This window comes from Agromyces sp. G08B096 (assembly GCF_040267705.1).
In the GTDB taxonomy this organism is placed as follows: Bacteria; Actinomycetota; Actinomycetes; order Actinomycetales; family Microbacteriaceae; genus Agromyces.
This window is the reverse complement of the sequence record NZ_CP158374.1, coordinates 2,761,807-2,787,786: the sequence shown is the minus strand read 5'-3', so window position 1 is coordinate 2,787,786 and position 25,980 is coordinate 2,761,807. Positions and strand designations below refer to the sequence as shown.

Here is a 25,980-nt window from a genome sequence, read left to right as displayed (position 1 = left end):
TCGCTCGGCTAAGGTAAGCCTTACCTCAACTTCGAAAGGCTGGCCATGGCGTCGAGCAACATCACCGTGACCCACGCCGAGACCGGTGTCGTGACCGCCGAGGTCGTCGGGGCCCGCCAGATCTCGCCGCACTTCGTGCGGTTGACGGTCGCGGGCGACGAGCTCGCCGGCTGGCGTCACCTCGGCTTCGACCAGTGGTTCCGGCTCGCCGTGCCCACCTCCGACCACACGCGGTTCGACAATCTGTCCGACACGTACGACATGGCCGGGTACCTGAAGTACCTCACCCTGCCGCGCGCGACCCGGCCCGTCATCCGCAACTACACCGTGCGCGAGTTCCGGCCGGAGGTTCGCGAGCTCGACATCGACTTCGTCGTCCACGGCGACGACGGGGTGGCGGGCCCCTGGGCGCAGAGCCTGCCCCTCGGGGCATCCGTCGCGCTCATCGATCAGGGCTGCGGCTTCACGCCCGCAGACGCCGATCGCACGCTCCTCGTCGGCGACGACACCGCGCTGCCCGCCGTCGTCGGGATCCTGCGCGACCTCCCGCGCGGTGCGCGCGGCGACGCGCTCGTCGAGCTCGCCGACCTCGACGACCGGCAGCCGGTGGACGCTCCCGAGGGGGTGGAGGTGCACTGGATCGTGCGCCGCCCCGACCAGGCGCCCGGCGAGGCCGCGCTCGCCCACCTCCGGGAGCTGCCCGCCTTCGAGGGCACGCTCACCGCCTTCGCGGCGGGGGAGTCGAAGCTCGCCACCGGGACGAGGCGCCACCTCGTCAACGATCGCGGGGTGCCCAAGACCGACGTGACGTTCTGCGGGTACTGGCGCGCGCGCTGACGCCGGGCTCGCCTTGCGCGGGGGAGCCTGATCGGGAAGACTCATAATCGATCATCGATTCTGCGGAGGACCCGAATGCCCCACCCCGCCCGGCTCGTCTTCATCGGCGACTCGATCACCGACTGCGGCCGCGACCGATCCGACGCCCGTTCCTACGGCGACGGCTACGTGAGCCTCATCGTCGACGCGCTCGCCGGACGCGGCACGGGCGAGGAGGTGCTGAACCTCGGCATCGCGGGCGATCGTGCGGTCGACCTCGAGCGCCGGTGGCAGACCGAGCTGATCCCGGCCGCGCCCGACGTGCTCACCGTCTACGTCGGCGTGAACGACATGTGGCGCCGCTTCGACCGCGACGACGAGACGACCGCCGAGGCCTTCGAGGCGACCTGCCGCCGGCTCCTCGACGCGGCACGCGCGGCCCGAGCCCCGCGGCTCATCCTCGTCGAACCCTTCCTCGTCCCCGTGCGCGACGAGCAGCGGGCGTGGCTCGACGACCTCGACGGCAAGCGAGCCGTCGTCGCGAAGCTCGCGGGCGAGTACGGCGCCGCATTCGTCGCCCTGCACCAGCCGATGACGGATGCCGCGGCCGAGGCAGCTCCGGCCGACCTCGCCCCCGACGGCGTGCACCCCACCCCGCGCGGCCACCGGCTCATCGCCGACGCGTGGCTCGCCGCGTACGACGGCGGACGCTGAGATGCGGCATCCGCTGTCGATAGTCGATCGGACGCTACGATGATGGCCATGTCCGACTCGCTGAGCGCCATCCCGGGGCTGCAGCGCGGCCTGCTCTCCGACCAGATCTACGACCTGATCAAGCAGATGATCAAGGATGCCTCGCTGGCGCCAGGCGAGCAGCTCGTCGAGTCGCAGCTCGCCCGCAAGCTCGAGGTCAGCCAGGCGCCCGTGCGCGACGCGCTCAAGCGGCTGGCGCACGAGGGGCTCGTCACGCACGTCCGGCACCAGGGCAACTTCGTCGCCACCTACTCGGACGAGGAGGCCGAGCAGGCGAAGGTCGCCCGGGCCGCGCTCGAAGAGCTCGCCGGCCGGCTCGCCTGCGGTCGCCTCGACGACGAAGACCGCGCGCGCCTGAACGCCACCATCGACGAGATGCACCGCGCCGCCGACGCGGAGAACCTCATCGAGTTCCGCGAGCTCGACTTCGTGTTCCACCGCGCCGTCATCGAGGCGAGCGGCAACGCGTACCTGCCGAAGATGTGGGACATCGTCGAGCCGAGCCTCCGTTCGATGCAGATGCTCGGCGACCCGAAGTTCGCGGGCGACTGGCACGTCGTCGCCGAGTGGCACCGCAACCTGCTCGAGGTGCTGGAGGGCGGCGACGCCGATCACGCCGCCGAGCTGTTCCGGGCGCACGCGGCCGGGCGGCTGCTGGGCGAGGAGCCGGCCGGCGCCTAGGCGCGATCGCTCCAGCGCCTCGCGAGCGCAGCGCGCTCAGCGCACGTCGGCCGGTGCCGGCAGGGCGTAGGCGCGTGCGGCGGTGCCGTGCCAGAACGCGTCGGCGGCCGTGGCATCCAGCTCGGGAAGCGCGTCCGCGGTGCGTTCGACGATCTCGGGATACGGGGCGACGCGCGCCGACATGGGCCAGTCGCTGCCGAACATGAGCCGGTCGGGGCCGAGCGCGTCGAACGCGGTCGCCGCGATCCCGGCGACCCTGGCGGCATCGTCGCCGTCGGCGTGGAGGCCGGAGAGCTTCGCGAGGACGCGGTCGTGCGCCGCGATCGCGTCGAGACCGCGTCGCCAGGTGGCGTCGGGGGTGCCGCGGCCGAGGCCGAGATGGCAGATCACGACGGTGAGCTCGGGATGCCGTGCCGCGAGGGCCGCCGCGGCCGGCAGCTGATCCGGGCGGATCAGCAGTTCGAGCACCAGACCGCTCGTGGCCAGGCCGTCGGCGAGGCGGTCGAGGCCGCGGACGTCGGAGAGATCGGCGGCGCCCTGCGGCGTCGGCACGCGGATGCCGGCGACGCGGGGGTGCGGGGCATCCGATCGCGTGGACGCATCGACGACCGGCTGCACGATGCCGGCCCAGGGTCGACCGGCCTCGTACTGCAGCACGATCGCCGGGATGATGGGGTGGGTCGCCGCGTGCCCGGCCAGCCACTCGGCCTCGCCGAGGGTGTCGCCGGCCTGCACCGCGACCGCCGCCTCCACCGCCCCGCGAGACGCGCGCGCGAGATCCTCCGCGGTGACGACCCGCGGTAGCGCGAGATCGGGACGGAACCACGACAGGTGGACCCGGTCGAGATCCCACAGGTGCACGTGGGCGTCGAGCATCATCGGACCGGTGCCGTCGGGGGAGCGGGCGCCACGGCCTCCGGAGCCGCGCCGGCCGTCACAGCCTCGAGCTCGGCCCACAGCTCGTCGGGGATCGCGGCCGCCGCCCCGTCGGCGAGATCGCGGACCTCGTCGGCGGTGCGCGCGCCGACGACGACGGCCTCGACCGGGTCGAGGCGCAGGGCGAAGCGTGCGGCCGCGTGGCGGAGCTCGACGCCGTGCGCGAGGCAGAGCGCCTCGAGCGCACGCGCGCGCCGAACCAGCGCGTCGGGCGCCGGCTTGTAGTCGAACCACGGCGAGCCCGCCGGATCGGCGAGGACGCCCGAGTTGAACACCCCCGCGGCGACGATGCCGATGCCGCGTTCACGTGCGGCGGGCAGCAGGTCGAGCTCGGCAGTCCGGTCGAGCAGCGTCGTGCGCCCGGCGACCATGATCACATCGGGCGAGCTCTCGCGGGCGAACCGCGTGAGCGGTGCCGTCCGGACCATGCCGATGCCGATGGCCCGCACCACGCCCTCATCGCGGAGCCGCTCGAGCTCGGGCATGGCGCCGCGAAGCGCCTCGTCCACATCCGCCGGGTCGTGCAGGTAGAGCAGGTCGATGCGGTCGGTGCCGAGCCGGGCGAGGCTGCCCTCCAGGCTGCGCAGCACGCCGTCGCGGCTGAGATCGCCGATCGTGTCGACGCCCGTCGCGCCCGGCGCGACCGGCAGTCCGTCGGCGTCGACCACCTGACGGCCGACCTTCGTGGCGATCACGACGTCGGCGCGCGGGGTGCCGGCGAGGGAGCGGCCGAGCCGCTGCTCGCTGACGCCGGCGCCGTAGTGCGGCGCCGTGTCGAAGAAGCGGATGCCCCGCGCCAGCGCCTCCGCGATCGTCGCGTCGGCGTCGGCCTCCGCGACGGGCGCGTAGAGGTTGCCGATCGGCGCGCAGCCGAGCCCGAGCCAGTCGGGAGCGGCGGCGCCCGGGACGCCGCCTGCTGCGGCATCAGCCGGGCGGCCCGCGCCGTCGCTCAGAGGCCGGAGACTCGCCCGGAACGCCATGCCTCGTACTCCTCACGCGTGTCGGGGGTGAGCGGGTAGTAGTCGCTGAGGCGGGCGCCCTCGTCGAGACGCTGCCGGCTGAAGACCTCCCAGTCCTCATGGTCCTGCGCGTCGGTGATGACCGCGTCGGCCATCGCCTGCGGCACGATCACGGGGCCGTCGTCGTCGGCCACGACGATGTCGCCCGGCAGGCAGAGTGCGCCGCCGACGGCGACCGGCACGTCGTACCCCCACGGGAAGAGCTCGGACTGCGACGCGTAGTGCGGCGTCGTCCCCGTCGACCAGACGGGGATGCCGAGCTCGCGGATTCGGCCCGAGTCGCGGATGCGGCCGTCGACGACGATGCCCGCGCCGCCCTTGCGCTTGAAGTAGCGGGCGAGGATGTCGCCGATGACGCCGGAGAAGCGGCTGCCGTAGGCCTGGATCACGAGCACATCGCCGGGCTGCACGGTCTCCATCACGGCCCAGAGCGCGGTGTGGCGCTCGACGTACTCCTGCCCGAGGCCCGAGGCGAGGTCTTCGCGCTGCGGCATGAACTGCAGCGTGAGCGCGGAGCCCACGACCCGCTGGCCCGGGCTCAGCGGGCGCGGCCCGTCGACGAAGGAGTGCCGGATGCCGAGGCCGTGCAGCTTCGCGCACGCGGTGGCCGACGACACCCGCTGGAGGCGCTCGAGCTCGCCGGCCGTGGGCCGGGTGTACTCGTCGCCGCGGACGGGCAGCGAGAACGGCGGCCGGACGAGCCGGGTGACGGAATCAGACATGCGAGTGCTCCTTGCTCTCGTGCGTCGCGGCCGGCAGGGCGGTGCCGCGGCGGTGGCGGGGTTCGCGTCGGGACGCGACGGTCGTGAGGACGAGGTCGGCCCGGTGCGACGGCGGCAGCTCGACGACGAGCTCGGGTGCGTCGACCGCGACGGTCTCGGCGACCGGCTCGCCCGGCCGGGAGGTGTACCAGACGGAGGATCCGGGGTACTCGCCGCCCTCCTCGCCGAACGAGGTCGCCTCGGCGAGGTCCTGCTCGCCGAAGCGGGAGGCGCGGACGACGACGCGCCGCGTCGCGGTGGGGGCGAGGTTCACGAGGGTGAGGTCGATGCGGTCGCCGTCGAGGCGCGACACGAGGGCGGCGACGTCGCGCGGCAGCCCCGGCCGGCCGCGGTCGGCGTCCTCGTACGCGAGCGCCTGGAACGGCAGCCCGCCGTTGTACAGCACCTGCGGCGTGCCGGTGATCAGCTGGCCGAGGATCTCGGTCACCACGGGGTTCACCCGCTGCCAGAAGTGGATGTGGACGGTCGCGGGGTCGGGGTGCTCGGTCTCCATCAGCGCCATCCGCCGCGCCACCTGACCGAGCGCCATCGACAGCGCCCGGGCCGGATAGTCGGGGTTCTCGCCGGCGAGGAAGGCGAGCCACGGGAGTTCGTGGCCGGCCTCGGCCTTGTCGCGGAACGGCTTCACGTCGACGGATGCCTCGGGGTAGCCGGCCATCACGCGCCGCAGACGATCCCAGTCGCCCGGCTCGCGGGAGGTCCACCACAGCCACGTCGGCAGGTCGAGCGGCATCGGCCCGTAGTCGAACCAGCCGTGGCGGCCGAAGCGGTGCGGCACGAGCAGGGCGGGCTTCGAAGCATCCGCGCCCAGCCGGCTGAGCCAGCCGCCGCGCAGGCTCATCGGCGTCTCCTCGACCGACGCGGTGATCGCGTGGTCGAGCACGGTGTCGAGCATGACCCTGGTGAGGTCGAGCGCCGCGTCGTCGCCGCCGACGAAGGCGGCGTTGATGCCGCCGATGAGCGCGCCCATGCCGACCGAGGGCAGGCCGTGCGGCCAGGTCCAGCCGTAGTGGCCGCCGTACCAGCGGCCGTCGTGGAGGCCGCCGACGGTGCCGTCCGGGGCGACGTTGTCGGGGATCATGCCGCCGTTCGCCGCGGCCCGCTCGCGCCAGCCGTCGACGTATCGGAGGATCCAGTCGCGCGAGGCCGGGTCGCCGTCGTAGAGCCAGCGGTTGGCCACGAGACTCGTCGCCGCGAGGTTCACGGCCACGTCGCCTGCCGCGAGGCGCTGCATCGCCTGGCCCATGGCATCGGCGTTCGCGGGGTCTTCGAGGTCCTCCCAGCGCTCGATGCCGGGGAGGTGCTCGAGCGGCAGCCCGTACGCGCGCATCTCGCGCTGCTCGGCTCGGTAGGCCTGCCACTGCGGGCCGGTGCCCTCGAGCGGCCCGAGCGCGCCGGTGTGCGGGGCGGTGATCATGTTCCTCGCCGGGTCGTAGTTGCCGCGGGCCGGATCGGTGTACAGCGCGGCGAACCGGCGGGCGCGCTCGGCGAACCGCTCGTCGCCGGGGTCGGCCGCGCACAACGCGTAGAAGAAGATGAGCGATTCGCCCTGGTGGAACCAGTCGTACCCGTTCTCGTACTCGTCGGTCAGCATGCCGGCCTCGGTGAGCTGCCGGGTCACGCCCTCCCAGTGGTGCTTCGCGGCGTCGAGGATCTCGTCGCTGCCGCCCAGCGCATGGAACGTCGGCCAGTTGAAGAACGGCTCGTAGAAGTCGTCGACGCCGTCGCGGTCGGGGAACCCGCCGGTGTAGCGGATGCGGCCGTCGGGCTCGCAGTACAGCTCGGCGAAGCGCCGCCAGGCGACCTCGATCTCGTCGAAGAGCCGGCGCTCGAGCACCGCCCAGGCGGGGATCTCGCGCATCGGGACGGTGCGCACGAACGGCTGAGGCATCCGGGTCATCCCTTCGTCGCGCCGGCGACGAGGCCGCCGATGATGTGCCGCTGCATGACGATGAAGAAGACCACGGCGGGCGTGATGGCGAGCAGCAGCGTCGGGAAGACGGTCGTGTAGTCGGTCGAGAACTCGCCGACGGCGGCGTACACGCCGGTCGTGACGGTGTAGATGCCCGAGCTCGGCCCGAGGATGATCTGCGGGCTGACGAAGTCGTTCCACACGCTGATCGAGTTCAGCACCACGATCGTCGCGACGACGGGCTTCATGATCGGGAAGATGCACGACCAGAAGGCGCGGATGCGGCCGGCGCCGTCGAGCGCGGCGGCCTCGTCGATATCGCGGGGCACGGTGCGCAGGTACGCCGCGAACAGGAAGATCGTGACCGGGAGCGTCGCCGCCGTCTCGAAGAGGATGAACCCCGGGATGGTGTTGATGAGGCCGAGGAGCCGGAGGATGAACACCACGGGGATGAGCGTGACCTGCCCGGGGATGAACAGGCCCGAGACGAAGAGCAGCAGCAGCCCGAGGTGCCACTTCGACCGGCCACGCGCGATGACGTACGCCACGGGCGCCGACAGCGCGATGCCGAAGAGGTTCACCAGCGCGACGAACAGCAGGGTAATGCCGTAGGCGCCGATCACGTTGAACTTCTCGCTCGTGATCGCGTCGCCGAGGTACTCGAGCGTGAACGTCGCGGGCGAGATCATCAGCGGGTCGCGGATGATCGCCTCCTGCGGCTTGAAGGCGCTGATCACCATGATGTAGAAGGGCACGAGCATCACGATGGCGCCGGCGCCGAGGAGCACCCACTTCACGATCGCGCCGACGAGGGAGGTGCGGATCTTCGTGCCGGCCGGCGGCCGCGGGCTGCGGCGGCGCAGCCGGAACCGGCGCTTCGCGCCCAGCTCGTCGGGATCGGTCAGCAGCACCTCGGCCGCCGGATTCACGCTGGTCTGCGTCGTCGTGGTCATCAGTCGGCCACCTTCTTCTCGGAGCCGCGTCGGGCGAGGGTCACGCCGAGGCCGAGCACGGCGGTGACGATGAGCAGGATCACGGACTGGGCGGCGCCGAAGCCGAGGTCGGCGTTGGCGAAGGAGTCGTTGAGGATCTGGAACACGATCGTCTGCGTCGAGCCGGCCGGGCCGCCGTTCGTCAGGGCGAGGACGACGTCGTAGACCTTCAGGAGGCCGACCAGGGTGAGCACGAGATTGACGGTGACGACCGGTGCGATGAGGGGCAGCGTCACGTTCCGGAACTGCTGCCAGCGCGTCGCCCCGTCGACGGTCGCCGCCTCGTAGTACTCGACGGGCACCGACTTGATGCCCGCGAGGAACAGGATCATGTTGAACCCGAAGTGCGACCACACGATGGTGAGGATGATGCTCGCCTTCGCGAACGTCACATCGGTGAGGAACGGCAGCGGCGGGATGCCGACGCCGCCGAGGAGGCTGTTGACGACGCCCTCGGGCGCGAGCATCGCCGACCAGATGAAGCCGATGATCAGCGAGCTGATGATGTAGGGGTAGAAGAACACGGTGCGCATGACGGTGTTCGCCCGGCCGGGGCCGGAGATGAGGGCCGCGGTCGCGAGGCCCACGCCGTTGCAGAGGATGGTGCCGAAGAACGCGACGACGGCGGTGAAGATGGCGGCGTCGACGGTGCGCGGGTTGCGGAACGCGTGCTCGTAGTTCTCGAACCCGAGGAAGTTGAAGTTGAGGCTGTAGCCGTTCCAGTCGGTGAAGCTCAGCACGAACGCGAGGAACATCGGGATGATGAACATCGCGAGGAAGACCAGGACGGCCGGCCCGCCCATGATGAGGCCCGGCAGGCGGCCGCGCCAGACGGCGAGCGCGCCCGGGCGGCGCCGCTCGATCGTGGTGCGCAGGGCGCGGGGCGCGGTGGTCACGGTGTCAGCCATCGTGGGTGAACCTCCGTCGAGAAGGGGTGGGCCCGGGCGCGGCGCCGGGAGTGTGGATTCGCCGCGCCCGGGAATCAGGATGCCTCGTGGAGGCGGGTCAGTTCGCGTTCGCCGCGAACCACGCGTCCATCGACGACAGGACGTCTGCGGCGGGCGTGCCGCCGATGAGGGCCTGCGTCTGGGCGTTGATCTCGTCGGAGTAGCCGTTGGGGAGCTTGCGCTCGCCGTAGCCGCCGCCGGTCGGGGTGTAGTCGCTGGCGGGGGTGTCGGCGACGATCGCGCCGAGCTCCTGGCCGAGCGCGGTGGTCTCGTACTCGTAGCCGTCGCGGAAGTTGCCGTCGACCTCGAGCTGGGAGACGACCGCGTCCTCGTCGGTGGTGAGGTACTCGAGCAGCTTCGCCGCGGCGTCCTGGTGCTTGGAGGCCTTCATGATGAAGTAGGGGCTCGCGATGTTGGCGCCCATGGCCGGGTTGTCGATGCCGTCTTCGGCCGGCGCGCGGAACACGCCGATCTCGGGGGCATCCGGCGTCTTCGCCTCGGTGCCGGCGAACCAGCTGCCCATCGGGTAGATCGCGGAGCCGCCGGCGAGGAAGTTCTGCTCGGCGTCGGGGTACTTCACGCCGAGCGCGTCCTTCGGGATGTAGCCCTTCGCCACCCAGTCGGCGTAGCGCTCGACCGCGGGGCCGTAGGTCTCGCTGAACGTGAGTTCGCCGTCGCTCATCTCCTGGAACCAGTCGGGGTACTCGGCGATGATCGAGGGCAGCCCGACCGCCTGCAGCACGTGGCTCGACATCCAGTCGCCGCCCGTCTGGATAGGCGTCTCCCAGCCCGCGGCCTTGAGCTTCGCGAGGGCGTCGTCGAGCTCGTCGAGGGTCGTCGGCGGCTCGGTGATGCCCGCGTCGGCGAAGGCCTGCTTGTTGTAGAACATCAGGCTCTGCAGCTGCACGCCGATGCCGGCCATGTAGTACTTGCCGTCGATGGAGTACTGGTCGGCGAGGGGGCCCTCGGAGGCCCACTCGTACTCGGACAGGTCGACGAGCTCGGGGGCGAGTTCGACCGACGGGGCCTGCGACTGGACGATGTCGGGGGCGTCGCCGGCGGCGAGCAGGCGCGGGACCGCGGCCGCGACGCCCTCAGCGCCCGGGTTCTGGATGACGACGTCGATGTCGGGGTTGGCCTCTTCGAACGGGGCGACGAGCTCGTTCCACCATTCCTCGGTGAGGTTGGGGGTGACGTTGACGAGCACGCGGAGCTCGACGTCTCCGCTCTCCTCGCTCGCGCCTGGCGATGAGCAGGCGCTCAGGGCGAGCGCGGTGACCGCGACGGCGGCGCCGGCGGCGATGGTGCGGGTGGTGATCATCATCGATCCTCTCGTGGGTGCAGCGACAGTGGGGCACGATCTGGGATGTGAGACTAATCGATAATCGCTGACGGATGCAAGCACCGGCTTCGCCGAGCGTGCTGCGCACCTCAGGCCGGCGACCAGGCCGCGAGGATCCGGGCCCGCAGCTCGTTGGTCCGGCCGGCGAACGCCCGCTGCCGGCGCACATACTCGGCTTTGCCCTCGGGCGTCTCGATCCGCACCGGCTCGCCGGCCCAGGGTTCCATGTCGTACGGCGAGGCCTGCATGTCGAGCGTGCGGATGTCGCGGGCGAGCTCGAACGCGTCGAGCAGCAGCTCGCCCGGCAGGAGCGGGCCGAGCTTCACCGCCCACTTGTAGACGTCCATGTTCGCGTGCAGGCAGCCGGGCTGCTCCAGCTCGGGCTGCGTCTCGCGGGTCGGAGCGAACCGGTTCCGCGGCACCGCGTCGTCGGTGAAGAAGCGGAACGCGTCGATGTGCGTGCACTGCAGCTCGTGGGTCTCGACGACCTCGTCGGTCGCGGCCTGCCCCAGCCGCAGCGGCACCGGGTGACGGTGCTCGGCCTGGCGGTAGACCATCGCCCACTCGTGCAGGCCGAAGCAGCCGAAGGCGCCAGGGCGGGACGCGGTGAGGCGGAGCATCCGCTCGATCGTCCGCAGCAGCGGCGCCTTCTCGCGCTCCATGGCGGCCCGGTCGACCATCAGCGAGCCCGGCGTTCCGCCCGGCGCATACCAGCGCCACGCCGCGCGCGGCTCGTCAGCCGCATCGGCGAGTTCGATGCCCGCGCCCGGGTGCCAGCGTCGCAGCAGCGACGGCGAGTAGGAGTAGTAGGTGAACAGGAAGTCCTCGACGGGATGCCGCTCGCCACGCGCCGCGCGGGCCCGGCGGGCCGCCGTCAGGGCATCGGCGCGCTCGGCGTGCTCCTGCTCACGGGCGCGCCACTCGGCCGCGTCGAGGACGACGGCGGGGCTGGTCTGAGGCACCCCTCGATGGTAGGTCCGAGTCAGCCGGATGCCGGCCCCGGAAGACGCCCGCGCGGCGCCGGCCTCAGCCCGCGGGTTTCGTCGCCGCGCCGTCGAGCCAGAGCCGGTCGGAGTCGTCGGCGTGGGTGCCGTCGGTGCCGACGTGCTTCGCGCTGATGCGGTCGCCCTTCGTGATGACGTGCACGAGGGCCATGGTGTGGCCGTGCCCGAGGCCGTAGTCCTCCTTCAGCCACGCGACGATCGGCGTCGCCTTGGTGGTCTCGTCGAACCCGCGTTCGCGCGCCAGCTCGATGAACTGCCTGGGCGTGACGCCCGTCTTGGCCTCGATGTTGTCGAGATAGGCCTGGAACGACATGGGTCCTCCGGTGGAGTCGGCGCGGGGCGCGGTGGATGAGGTGCCTGCCGCGGGTGGATGAGCTGCCCCCAGCCTCGGGCACCGCCCGCGCCGCCGGTACGCTTTCGACGTGGATCGAAACTTCGTCGAGTTCCGGCTCGCCCCCGACGACCTCTCGGCCATCCGGTTCGGCATCTCGCCCGGGCACGAGCTCTGCCACGCCGTCCGCGTGCTGCAGCGCCCGGCGGAGCATCCGCTGCAGTGGGGGTGGCTGCGCGCCGTCCGCGACCGCGTCCCGCGGGAGTCGTTCGACGTGCTGGCCCTGCTCATCGGACCCGAGGGCTACTTCCCCGACTTCCTCACCGCCACGCCGTCGTGGGACATGACGCCCGCCGACGAGGCGGCCCGGCTCCGCGAGGTGCCGGTGGGCCCCATGCGCGTGGATCTCGAGAAGATGCTCCTCCGGTCGAGCGGCGCGCGGCAGGACGCGATCGCCCGGATGCGCGACCAGCCCGAACGGGCGAGGGCGATGGTCGCCGACGCCTGGACGTCGGTCTGGGAGGCGCTGCTCGCGCCAGTGTGGACCCAGCTCGAACGTCTCCTCCGGGCCGACATCGCCGTGCGGGCGCGGCGGATCGCGACCGAGGGCATCGCGGCCATGGCCGGCGACCTGCACCGGTCGGTCGACTTCGAGTCCGACGCCGTGCGCGTCGCGATGCGCTGGCACAGCGAAGTCCTCGACTGCCGCGGCAGCGGGCTCGTGCTCGTGCCGTCGGTGCTGGGCTCGGCGGGCTGCAGCGTGCTCACGGAGCCGCCGGCCCAGCCCACCCTCTTCTACCCGGCGCAGGGCGTCACCGAGACCTGGGCGCGCGACCCGGCCGAGGCCGAACGCGCCCTCGGCGCCCTCCTCGGGCCCGCGCGTGCCGGCATCCTGCTGGCCGCGCACGCGCCGCGCACCACCTCGCAGGTCGCCGCCGACGCCGGGCTCGCGCTGTCCACCGCGTCGCACCACCTCACGGTGCTGCGCGAGGCCGGGCTCGTGGCATCCCGTCGCGACGGCTCGCGCGTGCTCCACTTGCGCACGCCGGTCGGCGAGGCGGTCGTCGGCGCCGCGCTCTGAGCTCGGGCGGGCGGGCTCCCGGTCGGGGCTCGGGTGCACGCGGCGGCGAAGCACGAGGGATGCCGCGGGCGCAACCCCCGGCCGCCGTGTTGACCGGTCCGCGGGGCCGGGGATAGCTTCGGGCCACAGGCGGCCGGCCGCGGGCGCCGGCGTCGAACGGGGGCACGATGACCGACACGATGCTCGAGGCCGGCGACGTCGCGGGCGCCGACCTGGCGCCTGGCGTCCACTCCGAGGTGGGCGTGCTCCGGAAGGTGCTGGTCTGCTCGCCCGGCCTCGCGCACCGCAGGCTCACCCCGTCGACGGCCGCCGACTACCTCTTCGACGACGTCCTCTGGGTCGAACGCGCGCAGCACGACCATGCCGCCTTCGTCGAGAGCCTTCGCGACTCCGGCGTGGAGGTCGTCGAGCTGCACGACGTGCTCGCCGAGACGATGGCGGTGCCCGAGGCGCGCGACTGGCTGCTCGACCGGCTGGTCACGGCCGACGAGGTGGGACTCGGGCTCGTCGATCCCGTCCGGGGCTATCTCGGCGAGCTTCCCGCGCAACGGCTCGCCGAACTCCTCCTCGGAGGCCTCGCGACGTCGGAGCTGCCCGACGACGTGCGTCCGCCGCTCGCCGTACTCGCCCGCGACGCCGGCGGAGCGCGCGAGTACGTGCTGCCGCCGCTGCCGAACGCGCTCTACACGCGCGACACGACCAGCTGGATCGGTGCGGGCCTCACGCTGAACCCGCTGTCGGCGCCCGCGCGCCGCGGCGAGGGGATGCTGATGAAAGCCGTCACCGGGTTCCACCCCGACTACACCGGCACGGAGGTCTGGTGGGGCGACCCCGAGCGCGCCTCCGGTCGCTCGACCCTCGAGGGCGGCGACGTGATGACGGTGGGCGACGGGCTCGTGCTGATCGGCATGGGGGAGCGCACCTCGCGGCAGGCGATCACCCAGCTCGCCGCCGCCCTGTTCGAGCGGGGCGCCGCCGACCGCGTCGTCGTCGCCGCCCTGCCGAGGGCGCGGGCATCGATGCACCTCGACACCGTCTTCACCTTCGTCGACGCCGACCTCGCCACGGTGCATCCGCCCGTCGTCGACCAGATCCACGCGTTCACGCTCCGCCCCGGCGCAGACCACGCACCGCCCCGCGTGGAGGACCACGGCGATGCGGCGTTCGTCGACGTCGTCGCGGCAGCGATGGGGATGCCTCGACTCCGCCTCGTCCGCAGCGACGCCGACGCCGACCTCTCCGAACGCCAGCAGTGGGACGGCGGCAACAACACCGTCGCCATCGCGCCCGGCGTGGTCTATGCGTACGACCGCAACACCGAGGTGAACGACCGGCTCGTGCGGGCCGGCGTCGAGGTGCGGCCCGTCGTCGGCGCCGAGCTCGGCCGCGGGCGCGGCGGCGCGCACTGCCTCACGTGCCCCATCGCCCGGGATCCGGTCGGATGACCCGGCTCGGCTGTCGGCGGATGCTGGAAGACTCGCCCCATGCTGCTCGCTGAGCTCGTCGCCGCCTCCGACGCCGTCGCGGGCACGCGTTCCCGGTTGGCGAAAGTCGACGCCCTCGCCGGCCTCCTCACGGGGCTCGCGCCCGACGAGATCGTGCCCGCCGTCGGCATGCTCGTCGCGAAGCCCCGGCAGGGCCGGGTCGGGGTCGGCTGGCGCGGCTGGGCCGCAGCATCCGAAGCCGCCGGCGAGCCGCCCGAGCAGCCGAGCCTCACCATCGGCGAGGTCGACGACCTGCTCGATCGCCTGCTCGCGACGTCGGGTCAGGGCTCCGCGGGCGCCCGCCAGGCGATCCTCCGCGAGCTGACCGAGCGCGCCACCGCGGCCGAACGCGACTTCCTCGGCCGGGTGCTCCTCGGGGAGCTCCGCACCGGCGCCCTCGAGGGCGTGCTCGTCGACGCGCTCGCCCGAGCCTCCGACCAACCCGGGCCGGTCGTGCGCCGCGCCGCGATGCTCTCGGGCGACCTCGGCGAGACGGCGCGCATCGCGCTCGCCGTCGAACCCGACGAACCCGGCGCACTGGCCGCGGTCGGCCTCGTCGTGGGGCGGCCGGTGCTGCCCATGCTCGCGGCGACCGCGGCGAGCCCGGCCGAGGCGATCGGCACGACCGGCGAGGCATCCATCGAGTACAAGCTCGACGGCGCGCGCATCCAGGTGCACCGCGCAGGCGACGACGTGCGCGTGTTCACCCGCAACCTCGCCGACATCACCCACCGGCTGCCCGAGGTCGTCGAGGTCGTGCGCGGGCTGCCCGTCGACCGGGTCATCCTCGACGGGGAGACGCTCGCCCTGGATGAAGACGACGCACCCAGGCCGTTCCAAGACACCATGTCGCGGTTCGGGGCCGAGACGGCCCGCGAGGCGCTGCTGCATCCGTGGTTCTTCGACGTGCTGCACGTCGATGGGCGCGACCTCATCGACGAGCCGCTCGCCGCGCGCCTCGCCGAGCTCGAACGGATCGCGCCAGGGCACCGCATCCCGGGCGAAGTGTCCGCCGACCCCGAGGCCGCCGAGCGCGTCTCCCGCGATGCGCTCGCCGCCGGGCACGAGGGCGTCGTGGTGAAGGCCATCGACTCCGTCTACGCGGCCGGGCGCCGCGGCTCGAGCTGGATCAAGGTGAAGCCCGTGCTCACCTACGACCTCGTCGTGCTCGCCGCCGAGTGGGGGTACGGGCGCCGCACCGGGTGGCTGTCGAACCTGCACCTCGGGGCGCGCGACCCCGACGGCGAGTTCGGCGAGCCGGGCGGCTTCGTCATGGTCGGCAAGACGTTCAAGGGCCTCACCGACCGGCTGCTCACCTGGCAGACCGAGCGCTTCCAAGAGCTCGAGACGTCGCGCACGGCGAACACCGTGCACATCGCCCCCGTGCTCGTCGTCGAGATCGCCATCGACGGGGTGCAGCGCTCGACCAGGTACCCGGGCGGCGTCGCCCTGCGCTTCGCCCGGGTGAAGGCGTACCGCGACGACAAGCGCCCCGACGAGGCGGACACGATCCAGGCGCTCCGCGGGCTGCTGCGGGGCTGACCGGCCCGGTGTCTGCGAAGCTGGGGTGATGCCCGCTACGACGCGCCTCATCCACCCCGCCGACGCCGACCGCCTCGCCGAGCTCCAGTCGGCCGGCCGGGACTTCTTCGCCCCGTGGGACAAGGAGCGCGACGAGGCGTGGTTCACGGCGGCCGGGCAGGCCGCCGAGATCGCCGGCATGCTCGAGCGGTACGAACGCGGCGAGGTGGTGCCGCACGTCATCCTCGCCCCCGACAGGCACGCCGTCGGACGCATCACGCTGACGGGGATCGTGCGCGGCCCGTTCCAGTCCGCCAGCATGGGCTATTGGCTCTCACCCGACGTCAACGGCCGCGGCTACACGACCGACGCCGTGCGGGCGATGCTCGCCCTCGCCTTCGGCGAGCTCGGCCTGCACCGGGTCGAGGCCTCCACGCTGCTGCACAACGAACGCTCGCAGCGCGTGCTCGAACGGGCGGGCTTCACGCGCATCGGCATGGCGCCCCGGTACCTCCGCATCGATGGACGCTGGCAGGACCACTACCTCTTCCAGCGGCTCGCCGACGAGGACTGAGCCCGAGCGGCCGGCGACCGGAGCAGGTTGGCCGGCGACCGGAGCACGCTACACGCGGGCTGAGCGGGCCATGTCCTCCGGGACGGCGGCCGCGGCCACGTCGGGCCCGGCGATCGCCTCGAGGCGGCCGAGCGCTGTGCGCGCCCGCACGCGGTCGCCGCCCGACCAGTAGGCCCCGACGAGGCGGCGCAGTGCAGCCGACCGATGGGCGTCATCGCCTGCGGCATCAGAGAGCCGCAGCGCCTCCTCGAGCACGGTCACCGCAGGCGCCCGCCGGGCGCGCGGAGTGCTGGCGGCGGCCGCCGCGGCGCGGTCGGCGGCCATCAGCAGGCACCGCGTGAGGCATCGCGCGTCTCCCAGCCGGCGGAACGTGTCGGTCAGCTCCTCGAGGTCGGCGGCGGCATCCGCCACCTCGAGCAGTTGCTGCACGAGTGTGGCGTGGGCGAGTTCGTGAACGTTGCCGACGCCCGCGGCGTAGTCGACGCACTCGGCAGCCCAGGCCGCGGGGTCTTCGCGATGGATGCCGTGTTCGGCCGCGGTGATGGCCATCATGTAGCGGGCGTTGTTCACGTGCATGGCATCGCCCGCGACCGCGTAGGAGTGCATCGCGGCGGCGAACTCGTCGATGGCGGCAGCCGCGTCTCCGACGGACGCTCCTCGGAGGGCGATGCCGCGCATCTGCCGCACGGCAGCGAGCTCCCAGTCGTCGCCGAGGTCGCGGGCGAGCCGCTCCGCGATGGCGAGGTGCGCCAGGGCCTCGGACCCGCGGTCGCGATAGGCGTCGGCCATCCCGGCGAGATGCTGCGCCGCCAGGCGCGCCGGATCCCCGACCGGGCCCGCCTCGGCGTCCTCCGCGCGGGCGAGTGCGAGGTCGGCGAGTTCGCCGACGAGCGGCATGTCGAGGTACGCGAGGCCGATGCCCATCGCCAGGAGGTCGCGCGGCGTCGCTGCGGCCCGCACGAGCGGATCGCGCGCCGCCATGGCGACGGAGTGCACGCTGTCGACATCCGAGCCGTACTGCTCGATCCCCACCGAGAGCGCCGCTGCGAGCGGCGTCGCGGCGGGATGCCCTGCGGCGAGCGCCCATCGGAGCGCGGCGTTCACCTCGGGACAGAGCCTGGCTGAGAGCCGCAGCGCCGCCTCACCGTCGTCGATCCGTGCCCTCGCGACGAATGCGGTGGCGAGGGCGGAGTAGTGCGTGGCGTGGAGTTCGAGCACCTCCCGGATCACCTCGGGAGAGGTACGCGACCGCACGAACTCCCGCATGACCGCGAGCAGCCGGAACCGGGCGGGTTCGCCGCCGGCCGGCACGATCAGCGAATGGTCGAGCAAACGCAGCAGAACGCCCGACGCGTCCTCGCCGGCCACTGCGGTGGCCAGCGCCACGTCGAACGTGCGAGGGAGAGCGGCCAGCCGGCAGAGCGCCTCACGTTCCTCGGCATCGAGCAGATCCCACGTCCACTCGAACGCGGTCGCCAGCGTGCGATGACGTCCAGCCGGCGCGGCACGGTCGAGCGCTCCGGGATCGTGGTCGACCCGCGCGACGAGCTCCGGCAGGGAGAGATGGCGTGCGACGCTCGCGGCGAGCTCGATGGCGAGCGGCAGGCCGTCCAGCCGGGCGCACACCTCGGCCGCCAGTTCGCGGTCGCCGGGCTGCGGGGTCCGACCGGTGCGGTCGAGCCGATCGAGGAACATCTGGACGCCGGGTGCGCCCGGTCCCGCGCAGTCGAGCGGGGCGATGTGGAGCACCGCCTCGCCCGGATAGCCGAGCGGGGTGCGCGACGTCGCCACGATGTGGAGGTCGGGTGCCGACGTCTGCAGCGCGCTCACCGCCGCCGCGACGGCTTCGCCGACGCGATCGACGTTGTCGAGGACGAGCAGGTACGGATGCGCTGCCAGCGCGATGCCGCATGCGGCGAGGATGTCCGCGCCACGGGCGGACTCGAGATCGATCGCCCGCGCGATCCGTGCGACCACGTCATCGGCCCCCGCGTGCTCCAGCTCGACCACGACGGGGATGGCCTCGTCCGAGCCAGACCGTGCGTGCTCGAGCGCGAGGCGCGTCTTGCCGACTCCGCTCGGGCCGGCGATGGTGACCCGGCGGTGGCGCGCGAGCCGGTCGCGCAGGCCGGCGAGCTCGGCGTCGCGGCCGACGAACGCCGTCGCCGGGACGCGCACCGCGACGCCGTGCCGTTCGGTCGCTGCGGTGATGAGGCCGCCGCGCGAGTCCGCCCCGAGCTTGCGTCGGAGGGCCGCGATGTGGCTTTCGACGGTGCGCACGGAGATGAACAGCTCCGCTGCGATCTCGGAGTTGTTCAGCCGCCGCTCGACCGCGGCGAGCACCGCCCGCTCTCTCGGGGTCAGGTTCTGCCCCGGCACGCCGCCCAGTCTAGGGACGTCGAGCCGGGGCAGGGTGAGCACGGTGGACGCTCGGACCCGGCCGATCGCGGCATCCCGGCTCTCACGCCGGGAGCGCATGCGCGCGGCGCCAGGCGGCGAGCCGCGTCGGCAGGAGCTGCCGGATGCCGCGCGCCCTCGAGGCATCCGTCCGGCCGTCGGACGCATCGCGTTCCTCGGCGATGCGCTCGGCGAGGACGCGCCGGCGCTCGAGGTCGCGTGCGAGCTCGGCCTCGTACTCGCGTCGGAGCCAGGGGAAGTGCTGTTCGGTGACGTACATGTCGGTCTGTCCTCTCATCGTCGGTGGGCGGTGGTGAGCAGGTACTCCCACCTCATCGCGCCGCCGCCTCGGCCGTCGACGCCGTGCTCGCGGGCGAGCGCGGCGAGGGCGTCGTCGAGGGCGGCGACCCGGTCGGGGTCGTCGGCGATGCGCGCGTAGACGGCGATCGTCGGCCCGTAGTGGGTCTTGAAGTAGTCGCGGAACTGCTCGGGCGTCTCGAACCGGTCGATCACCACGGTGTCGCGGTTTGCGCTGAGGGCCTCGACCCGGTCGCCCAGCAGCTCGCGGACGTGCGCCTCATCGCCCCAGCGCGGCGCGGGATCCGCACCGGGCGGCAGCGGTGCCGCGTAGGGCTTCATCACCCCGAACATCCGACCGATGAAGCCATCGGGAGTCCAGCTCAGCAGGCCGATCCGGCCGCCGGGACGGACGACCCGGACGAGCTCGTCGGCGGCGCGCGCGTGATGCGGGGCGAACATGACCCCCACGCAGGAGGTGACGACGTCGAAGGAGGCGTCCTCGAAGGGCAGCGCCTCCGCGTCGGCCTCGCGCCACTCCAGTTCGGCGCCGGCCTCGGTGGCGAGTCGCCGTCCGGCCCCGAACAGTTCGGGAGCGAGGTCGGAGGCCACGACGGTCGCACCGCGCAGCGCGGCGGGGATCGCCGCATTGCCGTTGCCTGCGGCGATGTCGAGCAGTCGGTCGCCGGGTCGGACGTCGACGGCGTCGACGAGCCGCTCGCCGAGCTCCCAGATGAGGTCGGACGCGAGCGTCGGGTAGTCGCCGGAGGCCCACAAGGCGGGATGCCGCGCCTTGAGGTCGCGGTCCTCGAGGGGCGGCACGGTCGTGGCGGTCGTACGGTCGGTCATCTCGTCTTCTCCTTCGCATGCACGGATGTCTCGTGCTGCCAAGGGTGCGGGATCTCGCAGGGCGCGACATCCGTGCACAACACGGAGATTTCCTCAGTGTTCGCCCGCAGGCGGGTTCAGGGCGCCGATTCGCTCGCGGCGGCGGTGCGCAGATACCGTTCGCCGATCGCCCGCAGCAGCGGCACGAGCTCGGGCGGCGAGTCGACCGTGAACTCCATGTTCAGCATGCCGATGTACGCGGCGACGGTGTCGAGGCTGTCGGCGCCGGTCACGAGCACGCTCTCGGAGTCGGAGACGGCCTCGACCGCGCCGACGCTCGGATTGATGCGGGCGAGCACCGTTTCGGCGGGGGCCGCGATGCGGAGCCTGGCGTGCACGTTCCACCCGCTCGAGGCCACCCGCCGCATGAGGAACGCCGTCACGTCGCCGCCGGGCACCGGGAGCGGGTCGAACCGGCGCCGGGTCGGCATCCGCGGCACGAGCCGGTCGACGCGGAACACGTCCCACTCGCCGGTCGAGGGGTCCCTGCCGACGAGGTACCAGCGGCGCTGCCACGACAGCAGCCGGTACGGCTCGACCAGCCGGGGTCGGTTGTCGTAGTCGAAGCGCACCCACTCGACGTCGTGCACGGCCGTCGCGAGCTGGCGGAGCACGCCCGGGTCGACCTCGGGGTCGGGGGCATCCGTGCCGACGTTCTCCGGTGCGCGGTCGACGACGCGGGTGAGCGCCTCGACGCTCGCCCGCAGCCGCGCCGGCAGCACCTGCTCGAGCTTGGCCAGTGCCCGCGCGCTCGACTCCTCGATGCCGGCGAGGCCCGTGGCGGCCCGGAGGCCGACCGCGATGGCGACGGCCTCCTCGTCGTCGAGCAGCAGCGGCGGCAGCCGGCCGCCCGCGCCGAGGCGGTACGCGCCCGTGGCGCCGCGGGCGGCTTCGACGGGGTAGTCGAGTCGGCGGAGCGCCTCGATGTCGTTCCGGATCGTCCGCGTGCTGACGCCGAACCGGTCGGCCAGTTCGCGGCCCGTCCACGCGGGCCGGGCCTGCAGGAGGCCGAGCACGGCGAGCCGGCGAGCGGCCGTGTCGATGGACATCCGGGCCCTCCCGAAATCCGTGTGAACTCGTCCGAGATATAGGAACTGAGTGTTCCTATATCGAGCCTATCGTCGGAGACATGAACACCGCCACCGCTACCGCCATCCGCCCCTTCCGCGTCGAGGTCTCGCAGGCCGAGCTCGACGACCTGCGCGAGCGCCTCGCCCGCACGCGCCTGCCCCAGCCCGCCCCCGGCGACGACTGGAGCACCGGCACTCCCAACCACTACCTCCGGGCGGCGCTCGAGGCCTGGCGCGAGTTCGACTGGCGCGCCGCCGAGGCCCGCATCAACGAGCTGCCGCACTTCATCACCGAGATCGACGGCCAGCCCATCCACTTCATCCACGTCCGCTCGCCCCACGCCGGAGCCACCCCGCTGCTGCTCGCGCACACCTACCCGGGCTCCTCGGTCGACTACCTCGACGTCATCGGCCCGCTGGTCGACCCGGTCGCGCACGGCGGCCGCGCCGAGGACGCCTTCGATGTCGTGATCCCGGATGCCCCGGGCTACGGCTTCTCGCAGCCGCTCGCGGCCGGAGGCTGGACCGTCGGGAAGGTCGCGAGCGCCTACGACCAGCTCATGCGCCGCCTCGGCTACGAGCGCTACGGCATCCACGGCTCCGACAACGGCGCGATGGTCGCGCGCGAGCTCGGCCTGCTGAACCCCGACGGCTTCCTCGGCCTGCACGTGCTGCAGCTGTTCTCGTTCCCGTCGGGCGACCCCGCCGAGTTCGAACGCCTCGAGCCGGCCGACTACGCCGGACTCGAGCACATGCAGTGGTTCCAGTCGGTCGGCGGGTACAATACGATGAACGCCTCGCGCCCCCACACCGTCGCCGTCGGGCTCAGCGACTCGCCCATCGGGCTGCTCGCCTACAGCGAGCTCTTCGAGTCGTTCGGCAACGGCACGGCGCTCGTGCCCATGGAGAAGCTACTGCTCGAGGTCAGCGTGAACTGGTTCGCGAACGCCGCGGCCGGCATGAGCCAGAGCTACTACGAGAACGCGAAGGCCGCAGAGGGCGAAGGCGAGGGTCCCGCGGTGAACGCCGCGCCGACCGGCGTCGCGGTCTTCGCCGACGACTTCCAGACCATCCGGGTGTTCGCCGAGCGCGACAACTCGAACATCGTCCACTGGAGCCGGTTCGAGCGCGGCGGGCACTACGCGGCGCTCGAGGTGCCGGAGGTCCTCGCGGGCGACATCCGCGCGTTCTTCGCCGGACTCGCCTGACCGACGCCCGGCGCCGGGCTCGACGCCCGGCCACGTGACGCGAGGTGCTCCGCTCCCGACGGGGAGGAGCACTTCGCGTCACGTCGCGTCGCCGCGGGCGGACCGTGCGGCGGCGGTGAACCGCGGGCGACGGCTCGTCGCTTGCGCCGACGCCGCCGGCCGGACGTACACTCTGGAAATGGAGCCAACGACGAGCACCACCGTGGTGGTCGTCGGCGACGAGGCGCCGACGGCCGTCCGTTCCCTGTCCGGGTTCGCCAACGTGCGAGCCGCGTCCTTCCACGATCGAGCGGATGCCTCCGACGCCGAGGTCGCCCGCTGGCAGTCGGGGGCGACCGCGCCCTATGTCGTGCACGACCACGACCCGCTGGGCCATGTCGCCGCGGCCTGGGTGGAGTTCTTCGACGAGCAGGTCACGCTCGGCGTGCTGGAGCTCGAGATCGAGCGCGCCGTGGCCGCCGCCGAACGTCGCCAGATGGCCGTGCCCGATTACTACGTCGTGATCCACCCCGAGTCGCTGCCGGTCACCTGGCGGCACTGGTGGCTCGGAGTCGTGGCGACGGCCTCGCCGACCCGGGTCATCCCGTGGCCCGACGCCGATGAGTCGCTCGCGCGGCTGCTGCGTCGCCTGCCGACGGGCCGAGCGTGGCCCGAGGTGGAGCGCTGGCTGCCGAGCGTGGTCGGCCAGGTGCCCGACCGCGTGGGGCTCGGCGGCGCGGCCTGACGCCGGTCGCGCCGGCCCGTCAGCTGCGCTCGGCGAGGGCGGCGACGAGCGCCGCGGCTACGGCGTGGCTCGACTGCGGGTTCTGCCCCGAGATGAGGTTGCCGTCGCGGACGACATGGCTCGCCCAGGGCTCGCCGTCGTCGATCACGGCGCCGCGCTCCGCGAGGGTCGCCTCGACCCACCACGGCGTGCGGTCGCCGAGGCCGCCGGCGCGCTCTTCGGCGTCGGAGAAGACGCTGAGCCGGCGACCGGCGAAGGCGAAGGAGCCGTCGTCGAGGGTGGCGGCGAGCAGGCCCGCGGGCCCGTGGCAGAACGGCGCGATGAGCGTGCCGGCGGCATCGGCGGCGACGAGCAGCCGGCCGAGGTCGGCATCGGAGGCGAGGTCGACCATCGGGCCGTGGCCGCCCGGCAGCACCACCGCATCGAAGCCCGCGGGGGCGACGGCGGCGAGGTCTGCGGGCGCGTCGAGCTGCGGCTGCAGCCGCTCGAGGTAGGCGGCGTACTCCGCCGCCCGGGCCTCGTCGCCGACGCCTTCCGCCGTGAGCGAGCCCGGGTCGACGGGGGCGGGGCGACCGCCCGGCGTCGCGATGGTGACGCGGTGGCCGGCAGCCACGAGGTCACGATGGGCGACCACGAGTTCTTCGGCCCAGAACCCGGTGGCGTGGTCGGTGCCGTCGGCGAGCCGGATGGTGTCGGCCGCGGTGACGGCCATGAGGATGCTGGACATGGTTCGCTCCGTTCGTCGGTGGGATCGGATGGATCCGACGACGAGTCTCGTCCCGAGTCGCTCCCGCGGGCATCGAAGAAATCGCACCGCGGGCAAGGAATCCCGATGTCAGTCGGCCGGATACCGGCCCGATCACCGGCGCCCGCTCAGCCGATCAGGTCCCTGAGCGCGCCGACGGTCGCGGCGATCGCGGGGTCGCGCTCGGCGTCACGGCCGCGTGTGGCGAGGTACACGGTGTTCAGCGGCGGCACCTCCGGCGTGTGCAGCAGTACGAGCCGGCCGGTCGCCAGCTCGTCGCGCACGAGGTACTCGGGCAGCACCGACATCCCGATACCGTCGACGGCGGCTGCGGCGATCGCGCGCAGGTCGGGGATGACAGCCGCCACGTGCAGACCGTCGGGCCGTCGGTCGAACACCGAGCGCCAGTACCGCCGCACGATGGGCAGCGCCTCGTCGTAGGCGAGCACGGGCACCTCGTCGATCGGATGCCCCGCCCAGCCGGGCGCGGCGACGAGCTGGAAGACCTCGTCGTAGACGGGCACCGCGCTGAGGTCCCTGACGTTCGGTCGTACGGCACTCACGACGACGTCGAGCGAACCCGACGACAGGTGGTCGAGCAGGTCGTCGGCGAGCCCGAACCGCACGTGCACCGGGCCGCCCGCCGCCTCGGCGAGCTCGGCCAGCCCGCGCAGCACCATCGTGCTCACCAGCTCGGCCGGTCCGCCGAGGTGCACGCCGGTGGTGTCGTGGTCGCGAGCGGTCGCGGCGAACATCGCGTCCTCCAGCGCGTCCACGTGGGCCGCGACCTCGCGGGCGAGCGCCGCACCCTTCGGCGTCGGCCGGACCCCCGCGCGGGTGCGCTCGAGGCACGAGAACCCGACGGATGCCTCGAGCGCCTGGATGTGCGCCGTCACGGTCGGCTGCGAGATGCCGAGCAGCGCGGCCGCCGCGGTGAGCGAGCCCGCACGGGTCACCGTGACGAACGTTCGGAGGTGGTCGAGGTCGTGGGCCGCCACGCGGCCACCTTACCCGGCGGGCGTCCAGGGGCCCGCGCCTAGGCTGGAGCGATGGTCATCGCCCTCGTCCGCCACGGTCAGACCGACTGGAACCTCGCGCTGCGCATGCAGGGCCGCACCGACATCCCGCTGAACGCGACGGGCCGCGAGCAGGCGCGCACCGCCGCGCGGCGGCTCGCCGACGGCGGCTGGGATCTCGTCGTGAGCTCACCGCTCGTGCGGGCTCGCGAGACGGCGGAGATCCTCGCCGACGGCATCCGCGCGGAGCTCGGCGGCACCGACGACGACTTGATCGAGGAGGAGTTCGGCGAGGCGGAGGGCATGCTCGTCGCCGCCGTCGCGGAACGCTGGCCCGACGGCGACATCCCGGGCCGCGAGCCCGTGGAGCACGTCGCGGCGCGCGGGCTCGCCGCCCTCGGCCGGCTCGCGGACGCGTACGAGGGCCGGAACGTGCTCGCGGTCGCCCACGGCACGCTCATCCGCACGACCCTCGCCGCGATCTCCGGGCACGACCGGGCGCACTTCCCGAAGCTCGACAACGTCTCGAGCTCTCACGTGCACCGCGTCGGCGCCGACTGGTCGGTGCTCACCGTCGGAGGTGTGGAGTTCGCGATCGTCCGCGCCGAGGTCGAGGCGCGCGCGGCCGAGCTCGCGGCGCTCGCCGGCTGAGCCGCCTCAGCCCTCAGCGGGCGGTGTCGCCTCGAGCAGCTGCCTGGCCAGCATCGTCGAGCCGGCCACCGCGGCGGGCATCGTGACGATCGCGCCCAGCGGCACGAGGAAGCACAGCTGCGTGGCCACCCCGAAGCCGAGCACGCGCCAGCGCCGCGACCGGAGCAGCGCCCGGCGCGTCTCAGGGCGCAGTCCGCGCGCTTCGAACGCGCGCGTGATGAGCTCGCGCGCGAGCAGCCGCCCGGTCAGCACGACGCCGAGCACCGCGCCGATCACGCCCCCGACGACGGGGATCAGGCCGACGAGCGCGACCGCCGCCGCCGCGATCAGACCGAGCGCGACCAGCGCGAGCCCGTCGACGACGGCGCGCCAGAACCCTCCGCCGCTCTCGGGAACCCCGCCGCCGAGGTCCTCCTCGACCGCGCGCCAGATGCGCTCGTAGAACGGGTCGCCGATGACGAGCGTCAGCGCGGTGAAGGTCACGGCGGCGAGCACCGCGGCGCCGCCGAACGCGACGACGGCGACCGAGATGCGGAACAGGTCCCGCCAGACCTCCACCCAGTCGTCGGCGAACGGCGTCGCCCAGTCGACGAGGCCCGGCAGGTTCACGCCGAGCACGACGAGCGCGGTCGCGAGCAGCACGAAGGCGATCGCGGCGGGCACCAGCCCGAGCAGCATCGCGCCCGCCCGCCGGCGCCAGAACCCGAAGCCGCGGACGAGCAGGCCGAACCCGGCGGCGAACTCCTTCAGCATCGGATCAGGATAGGCGGCTGGGCGCGAGCGCGAGGCATCCCTCGTTGAGGAGTCCG

Annotated in this window: 26 protein-coding genes; 10 read left to right on the top strand and 16 right to left on the bottom strand. The window is 73.1% G+C overall.

Features of this window, described 5'->3' with window-relative positions:
- Positions 1 to 45 precede the first annotated feature (45 nt).
- The 3 genes from ABIQ69_RS13365 to ABIQ69_RS13355 all read left to right on the top strand — a co-directional run bounded on the left by ABIQ69_RS13365 (position 46) and on the right by ABIQ69_RS13355 (position 2,250).
- Positions 46 to 837: a siderophore-interacting protein gene (locus tag ABIQ69_RS13365; RefSeq protein WP_350347615.1), complete on the top strand. Its 792-nt coding sequence runs from the start codon at positions 46 to 48 to the stop codon at positions 835 to 837.
- Positions 838 to 912: 75 nt separating this feature from the next.
- Positions 913 to 1,530, top strand: a complete 618-nt coding sequence (locus tag ABIQ69_RS13360; RefSeq protein WP_350347614.1) for a GDSL-type esterase/lipase family protein — start codon at positions 913 to 915, stop codon at positions 1,528 to 1,530.
- 48 nt (positions 1,531 to 1,578) lie between these two features.
- Positions 1,579 to 2,250 (top strand): GntR family transcriptional regulator, encoded by a 672-nt coding sequence (locus ABIQ69_RS13355; RefSeq protein WP_350347613.1) that lies wholly within the window; start codon positions 1,579 to 1,581, stop codon positions 2,248 to 2,250.
- 36 nt (positions 2,251 to 2,286) lie between these two features.
- Here ABIQ69_RS13355 and ABIQ69_RS13350 read toward each other — a convergent pair whose 3' ends face one another.
- The 9 genes from ABIQ69_RS13350 to ABIQ69_RS13310 form a co-directional block, all read right to left on the bottom strand.
- Positions 2,287 to 3,126, bottom strand: a complete 840-nt coding sequence (locus ABIQ69_RS13350; protein WP_350347612.1) for an amidohydrolase family protein — start codon at positions 3,124 to 3,126, stop codon at positions 2,287 to 2,289.
- On the bottom strand, positions 3,126 to 4,166 hold the full coding sequence (locus tag ABIQ69_RS13345; RefSeq protein ID WP_350347611.1) for an aldo/keto reductase: 1,041 nt from the start codon (positions 4,164 to 4,166) through the stop codon (positions 3,126 to 3,128). The genes ABIQ69_RS13350 and ABIQ69_RS13345 overlap by 1 nt, the downstream gene beginning before the upstream one ends.
- On the bottom strand, positions 4,136 to 4,927 hold the full coding sequence (locus ABIQ69_RS13340) for a ribonuclease activity regulator RraA (protein WP_350347610.1): 792 nt from the start codon (positions 4,925 to 4,927) through the stop codon (positions 4,136 to 4,138). Before ABIQ69_RS13340 ends, ABIQ69_RS13345 begins: the two co-directional genes overlap by 31 nt.
- Entirely contained in the window at positions 4,920 to 6,878 is a 1,959-nt protein-coding gene (locus ABIQ69_RS13335; RefSeq protein WP_350347609.1) for a hypothetical protein, read from the bottom strand. Before ABIQ69_RS13335 ends, ABIQ69_RS13340 begins: the two co-directional genes overlap by 8 nt.
- Positions 6,879 to 6,883: 5 nt before the next feature.
- A complete protein-coding gene (locus ABIQ69_RS13330) occupies positions 6,884 to 7,852 on the bottom strand; it encodes a carbohydrate ABC transporter permease (RefSeq protein WP_350347608.1) in 969 nt (322 codons plus the stop codon).
- A complete protein-coding gene (locus ABIQ69_RS13325) occupies positions 7,852 to 8,799 on the bottom strand; it encodes a sugar ABC transporter permease (RefSeq protein ID WP_350347607.1) in 948 nt (315 codons plus the stop codon). The genes ABIQ69_RS13330 and ABIQ69_RS13325 overlap by 1 nt, the downstream gene beginning before the upstream one ends.
- A 97-nt stretch (positions 8,800 to 8,896) precedes the next feature.
- Positions 8,897 to 10,159, bottom strand: coding sequence for an ABC transporter substrate-binding protein (locus tag ABIQ69_RS13320; RefSeq protein ID WP_350347606.1), 1,263 nt, complete (start codon positions 10,157 to 10,159; stop codon positions 8,897 to 8,899).
- A 110-nt stretch (positions 10,160 to 10,269) separates the two neighbouring features.
- The gene (locus ABIQ69_RS13315; RefSeq protein ID WP_350347605.1) at positions 10,270 to 11,142 is read right to left on the bottom strand and encodes a 3-methyladenine DNA glycosylase; all 873 of its coding nucleotides are present in this window, start codon (positions 11,140 to 11,142) and stop codon (positions 10,270 to 10,272) included.
- A gap of 64 nt (positions 11,143 to 11,206) precedes the next feature.
- Positions 11,207 to 11,497 carry a DUF4287 domain-containing protein gene (locus tag ABIQ69_RS13310; protein WP_350347604.1) on the bottom strand — a complete coding sequence of 97 codons (291 nt, stop codon included), beginning with the start codon at positions 11,495 to 11,497 and terminating at the stop codon, positions 11,207 to 11,209.
- Between the two features lie 109 nt (positions 11,498 to 11,606).
- Between ABIQ69_RS13310 and ABIQ69_RS13305 the strand changes: the two genes are divergently transcribed.
- The 4 genes from ABIQ69_RS13305 to ABIQ69_RS13290 all read left to right on the top strand — a co-directional run bounded on the left by ABIQ69_RS13305 (position 11,607) and on the right by ABIQ69_RS13290 (position 16,175).
- Positions 11,607 to 12,596, top strand: coding sequence for a DUF5937 family protein (locus ABIQ69_RS13305; RefSeq protein WP_350347603.1), 990 nt, complete (start codon positions 11,607 to 11,609; stop codon positions 12,594 to 12,596).
- Between the two features lie 167 nt (positions 12,597 to 12,763).
- Positions 12,764 to 14,041, top strand: coding sequence for an arginine deiminase (locus ABIQ69_RS13300; protein ID WP_350347602.1), 1,278 nt, complete (start codon positions 12,764 to 12,766; stop codon positions 14,039 to 14,041).
- A gap of 39 nt (positions 14,042 to 14,080) precedes the next feature.
- Positions 14,081 to 15,622: an ATP-dependent DNA ligase gene (locus tag ABIQ69_RS13295; protein ID WP_350347601.1), complete on the top strand. Its 1,542-nt coding sequence runs from the start codon at positions 14,081 to 14,083 to the stop codon at positions 15,620 to 15,622.
- A 28-nt stretch (positions 15,623 to 15,650) separates the two neighbouring features.
- Positions 15,651 to 16,175 carry a GNAT family protein gene (locus ABIQ69_RS13290; protein WP_350347600.1) on the top strand — a complete coding sequence of 175 codons (525 nt, stop codon included), beginning with the start codon at positions 15,651 to 15,653 and terminating at the stop codon, positions 16,173 to 16,175.
- 48 nt (positions 16,176 to 16,223) lie between these two features.
- Here ABIQ69_RS13290 and ABIQ69_RS13285 read toward each other — a convergent pair whose 3' ends face one another.
- The 4 genes from ABIQ69_RS13285 to ABIQ69_RS13270 form a co-directional block, all read right to left on the bottom strand.
- A complete protein-coding gene (locus ABIQ69_RS13285) occupies positions 16,224 to 18,596 on the bottom strand; it encodes a LuxR C-terminal-related transcriptional regulator (protein ID WP_350347599.1) in 2,373 nt (790 codons plus the stop codon).
- A gap of 40 nt (positions 18,597 to 18,636) precedes the next feature.
- A complete protein-coding gene (locus ABIQ69_RS13280; protein WP_350347598.1) occupies positions 18,637 to 18,852 on the bottom strand; it encodes a hypothetical protein in 216 nt (71 codons plus the stop codon).
- Between the two features lie 14 nt (positions 18,853 to 18,866).
- The gene (locus tag ABIQ69_RS13275; RefSeq protein ID WP_350347597.1) at positions 18,867 to 19,718 is read right to left on the bottom strand and encodes a class I SAM-dependent methyltransferase; all 852 of its coding nucleotides are present in this window, start codon (positions 19,716 to 19,718) and stop codon (positions 18,867 to 18,869) included.
- A 116-nt stretch (positions 19,719 to 19,834) separates the two neighbouring features.
- Positions 19,835 to 20,806: a WYL domain-containing protein gene (locus ABIQ69_RS13270; protein WP_350347596.1), complete on the bottom strand. Its 972-nt coding sequence runs from the start codon at positions 20,804 to 20,806 to the stop codon at positions 19,835 to 19,837.
- Positions 20,807 to 20,886: 80 nt separating this feature from the next.
- Between ABIQ69_RS13270 and ABIQ69_RS13265 the strand changes: the two genes are divergently transcribed.
- Together ABIQ69_RS13265 and ABIQ69_RS13260 are read left to right on the top strand one after the other, a co-directional pair.
- Positions 20,887 to 22,035: an epoxide hydrolase family protein gene (locus ABIQ69_RS13265; protein ID WP_350347595.1), complete on the top strand. Its 1,149-nt coding sequence runs from the start codon at positions 20,887 to 20,889 to the stop codon at positions 22,033 to 22,035.
- Positions 22,036 to 22,213: 178 nt separating this feature from the next.
- The gene (locus ABIQ69_RS13260) at positions 22,214 to 22,759 is read left to right on the top strand and encodes a hypothetical protein (RefSeq protein ID WP_350347594.1); all 546 of its coding nucleotides are present in this window, start codon (positions 22,214 to 22,216) and stop codon (positions 22,757 to 22,759) included.
- Positions 22,760 to 22,778: 19 nt separating this feature from the next.
- Here the strand turns inward: ABIQ69_RS13260 and ABIQ69_RS13255 are convergent, their stop codons facing one another.
- Together ABIQ69_RS13255 and ABIQ69_RS13250 are read right to left on the bottom strand one after the other, a co-directional pair.
- Positions 22,779 to 23,486: a type 1 glutamine amidotransferase domain-containing protein gene (locus ABIQ69_RS13255; RefSeq protein WP_350347593.1), complete on the bottom strand. Its 708-nt coding sequence runs from the start codon at positions 23,484 to 23,486 to the stop codon at positions 22,779 to 22,781.
- Between the two features lie 146 nt (positions 23,487 to 23,632).
- On the bottom strand, positions 23,633 to 24,502 hold the full coding sequence (locus ABIQ69_RS13250) for a LysR family transcriptional regulator (RefSeq protein ID WP_350347592.1): 870 nt from the start codon (positions 24,500 to 24,502) through the stop codon (positions 23,633 to 23,635).
- 51 nt (positions 24,503 to 24,553) lie between these two features.
- On the opposite strand from ABIQ69_RS13250, the gene ABIQ69_RS13245 reads away from it, so the two are divergent.
- Positions 24,554 to 25,171, top strand: a complete 618-nt coding sequence (locus tag ABIQ69_RS13245; RefSeq protein ID WP_350347591.1) for a histidine phosphatase family protein — start codon at positions 24,554 to 24,556, stop codon at positions 25,169 to 25,171.
- A gap of 6 nt (positions 25,172 to 25,177) precedes the next feature.
- On the opposite strand, the gene ABIQ69_RS13240 is transcribed toward ABIQ69_RS13245, so the two are convergent.
- Entirely contained in the window at positions 25,178 to 25,924 is a 747-nt protein-coding gene (locus ABIQ69_RS13240) for an EI24 domain-containing protein (RefSeq protein WP_350347590.1), read from the bottom strand.
- Between the last annotated feature and the right edge of the window lie 56 nt (positions 25,925 to 25,980).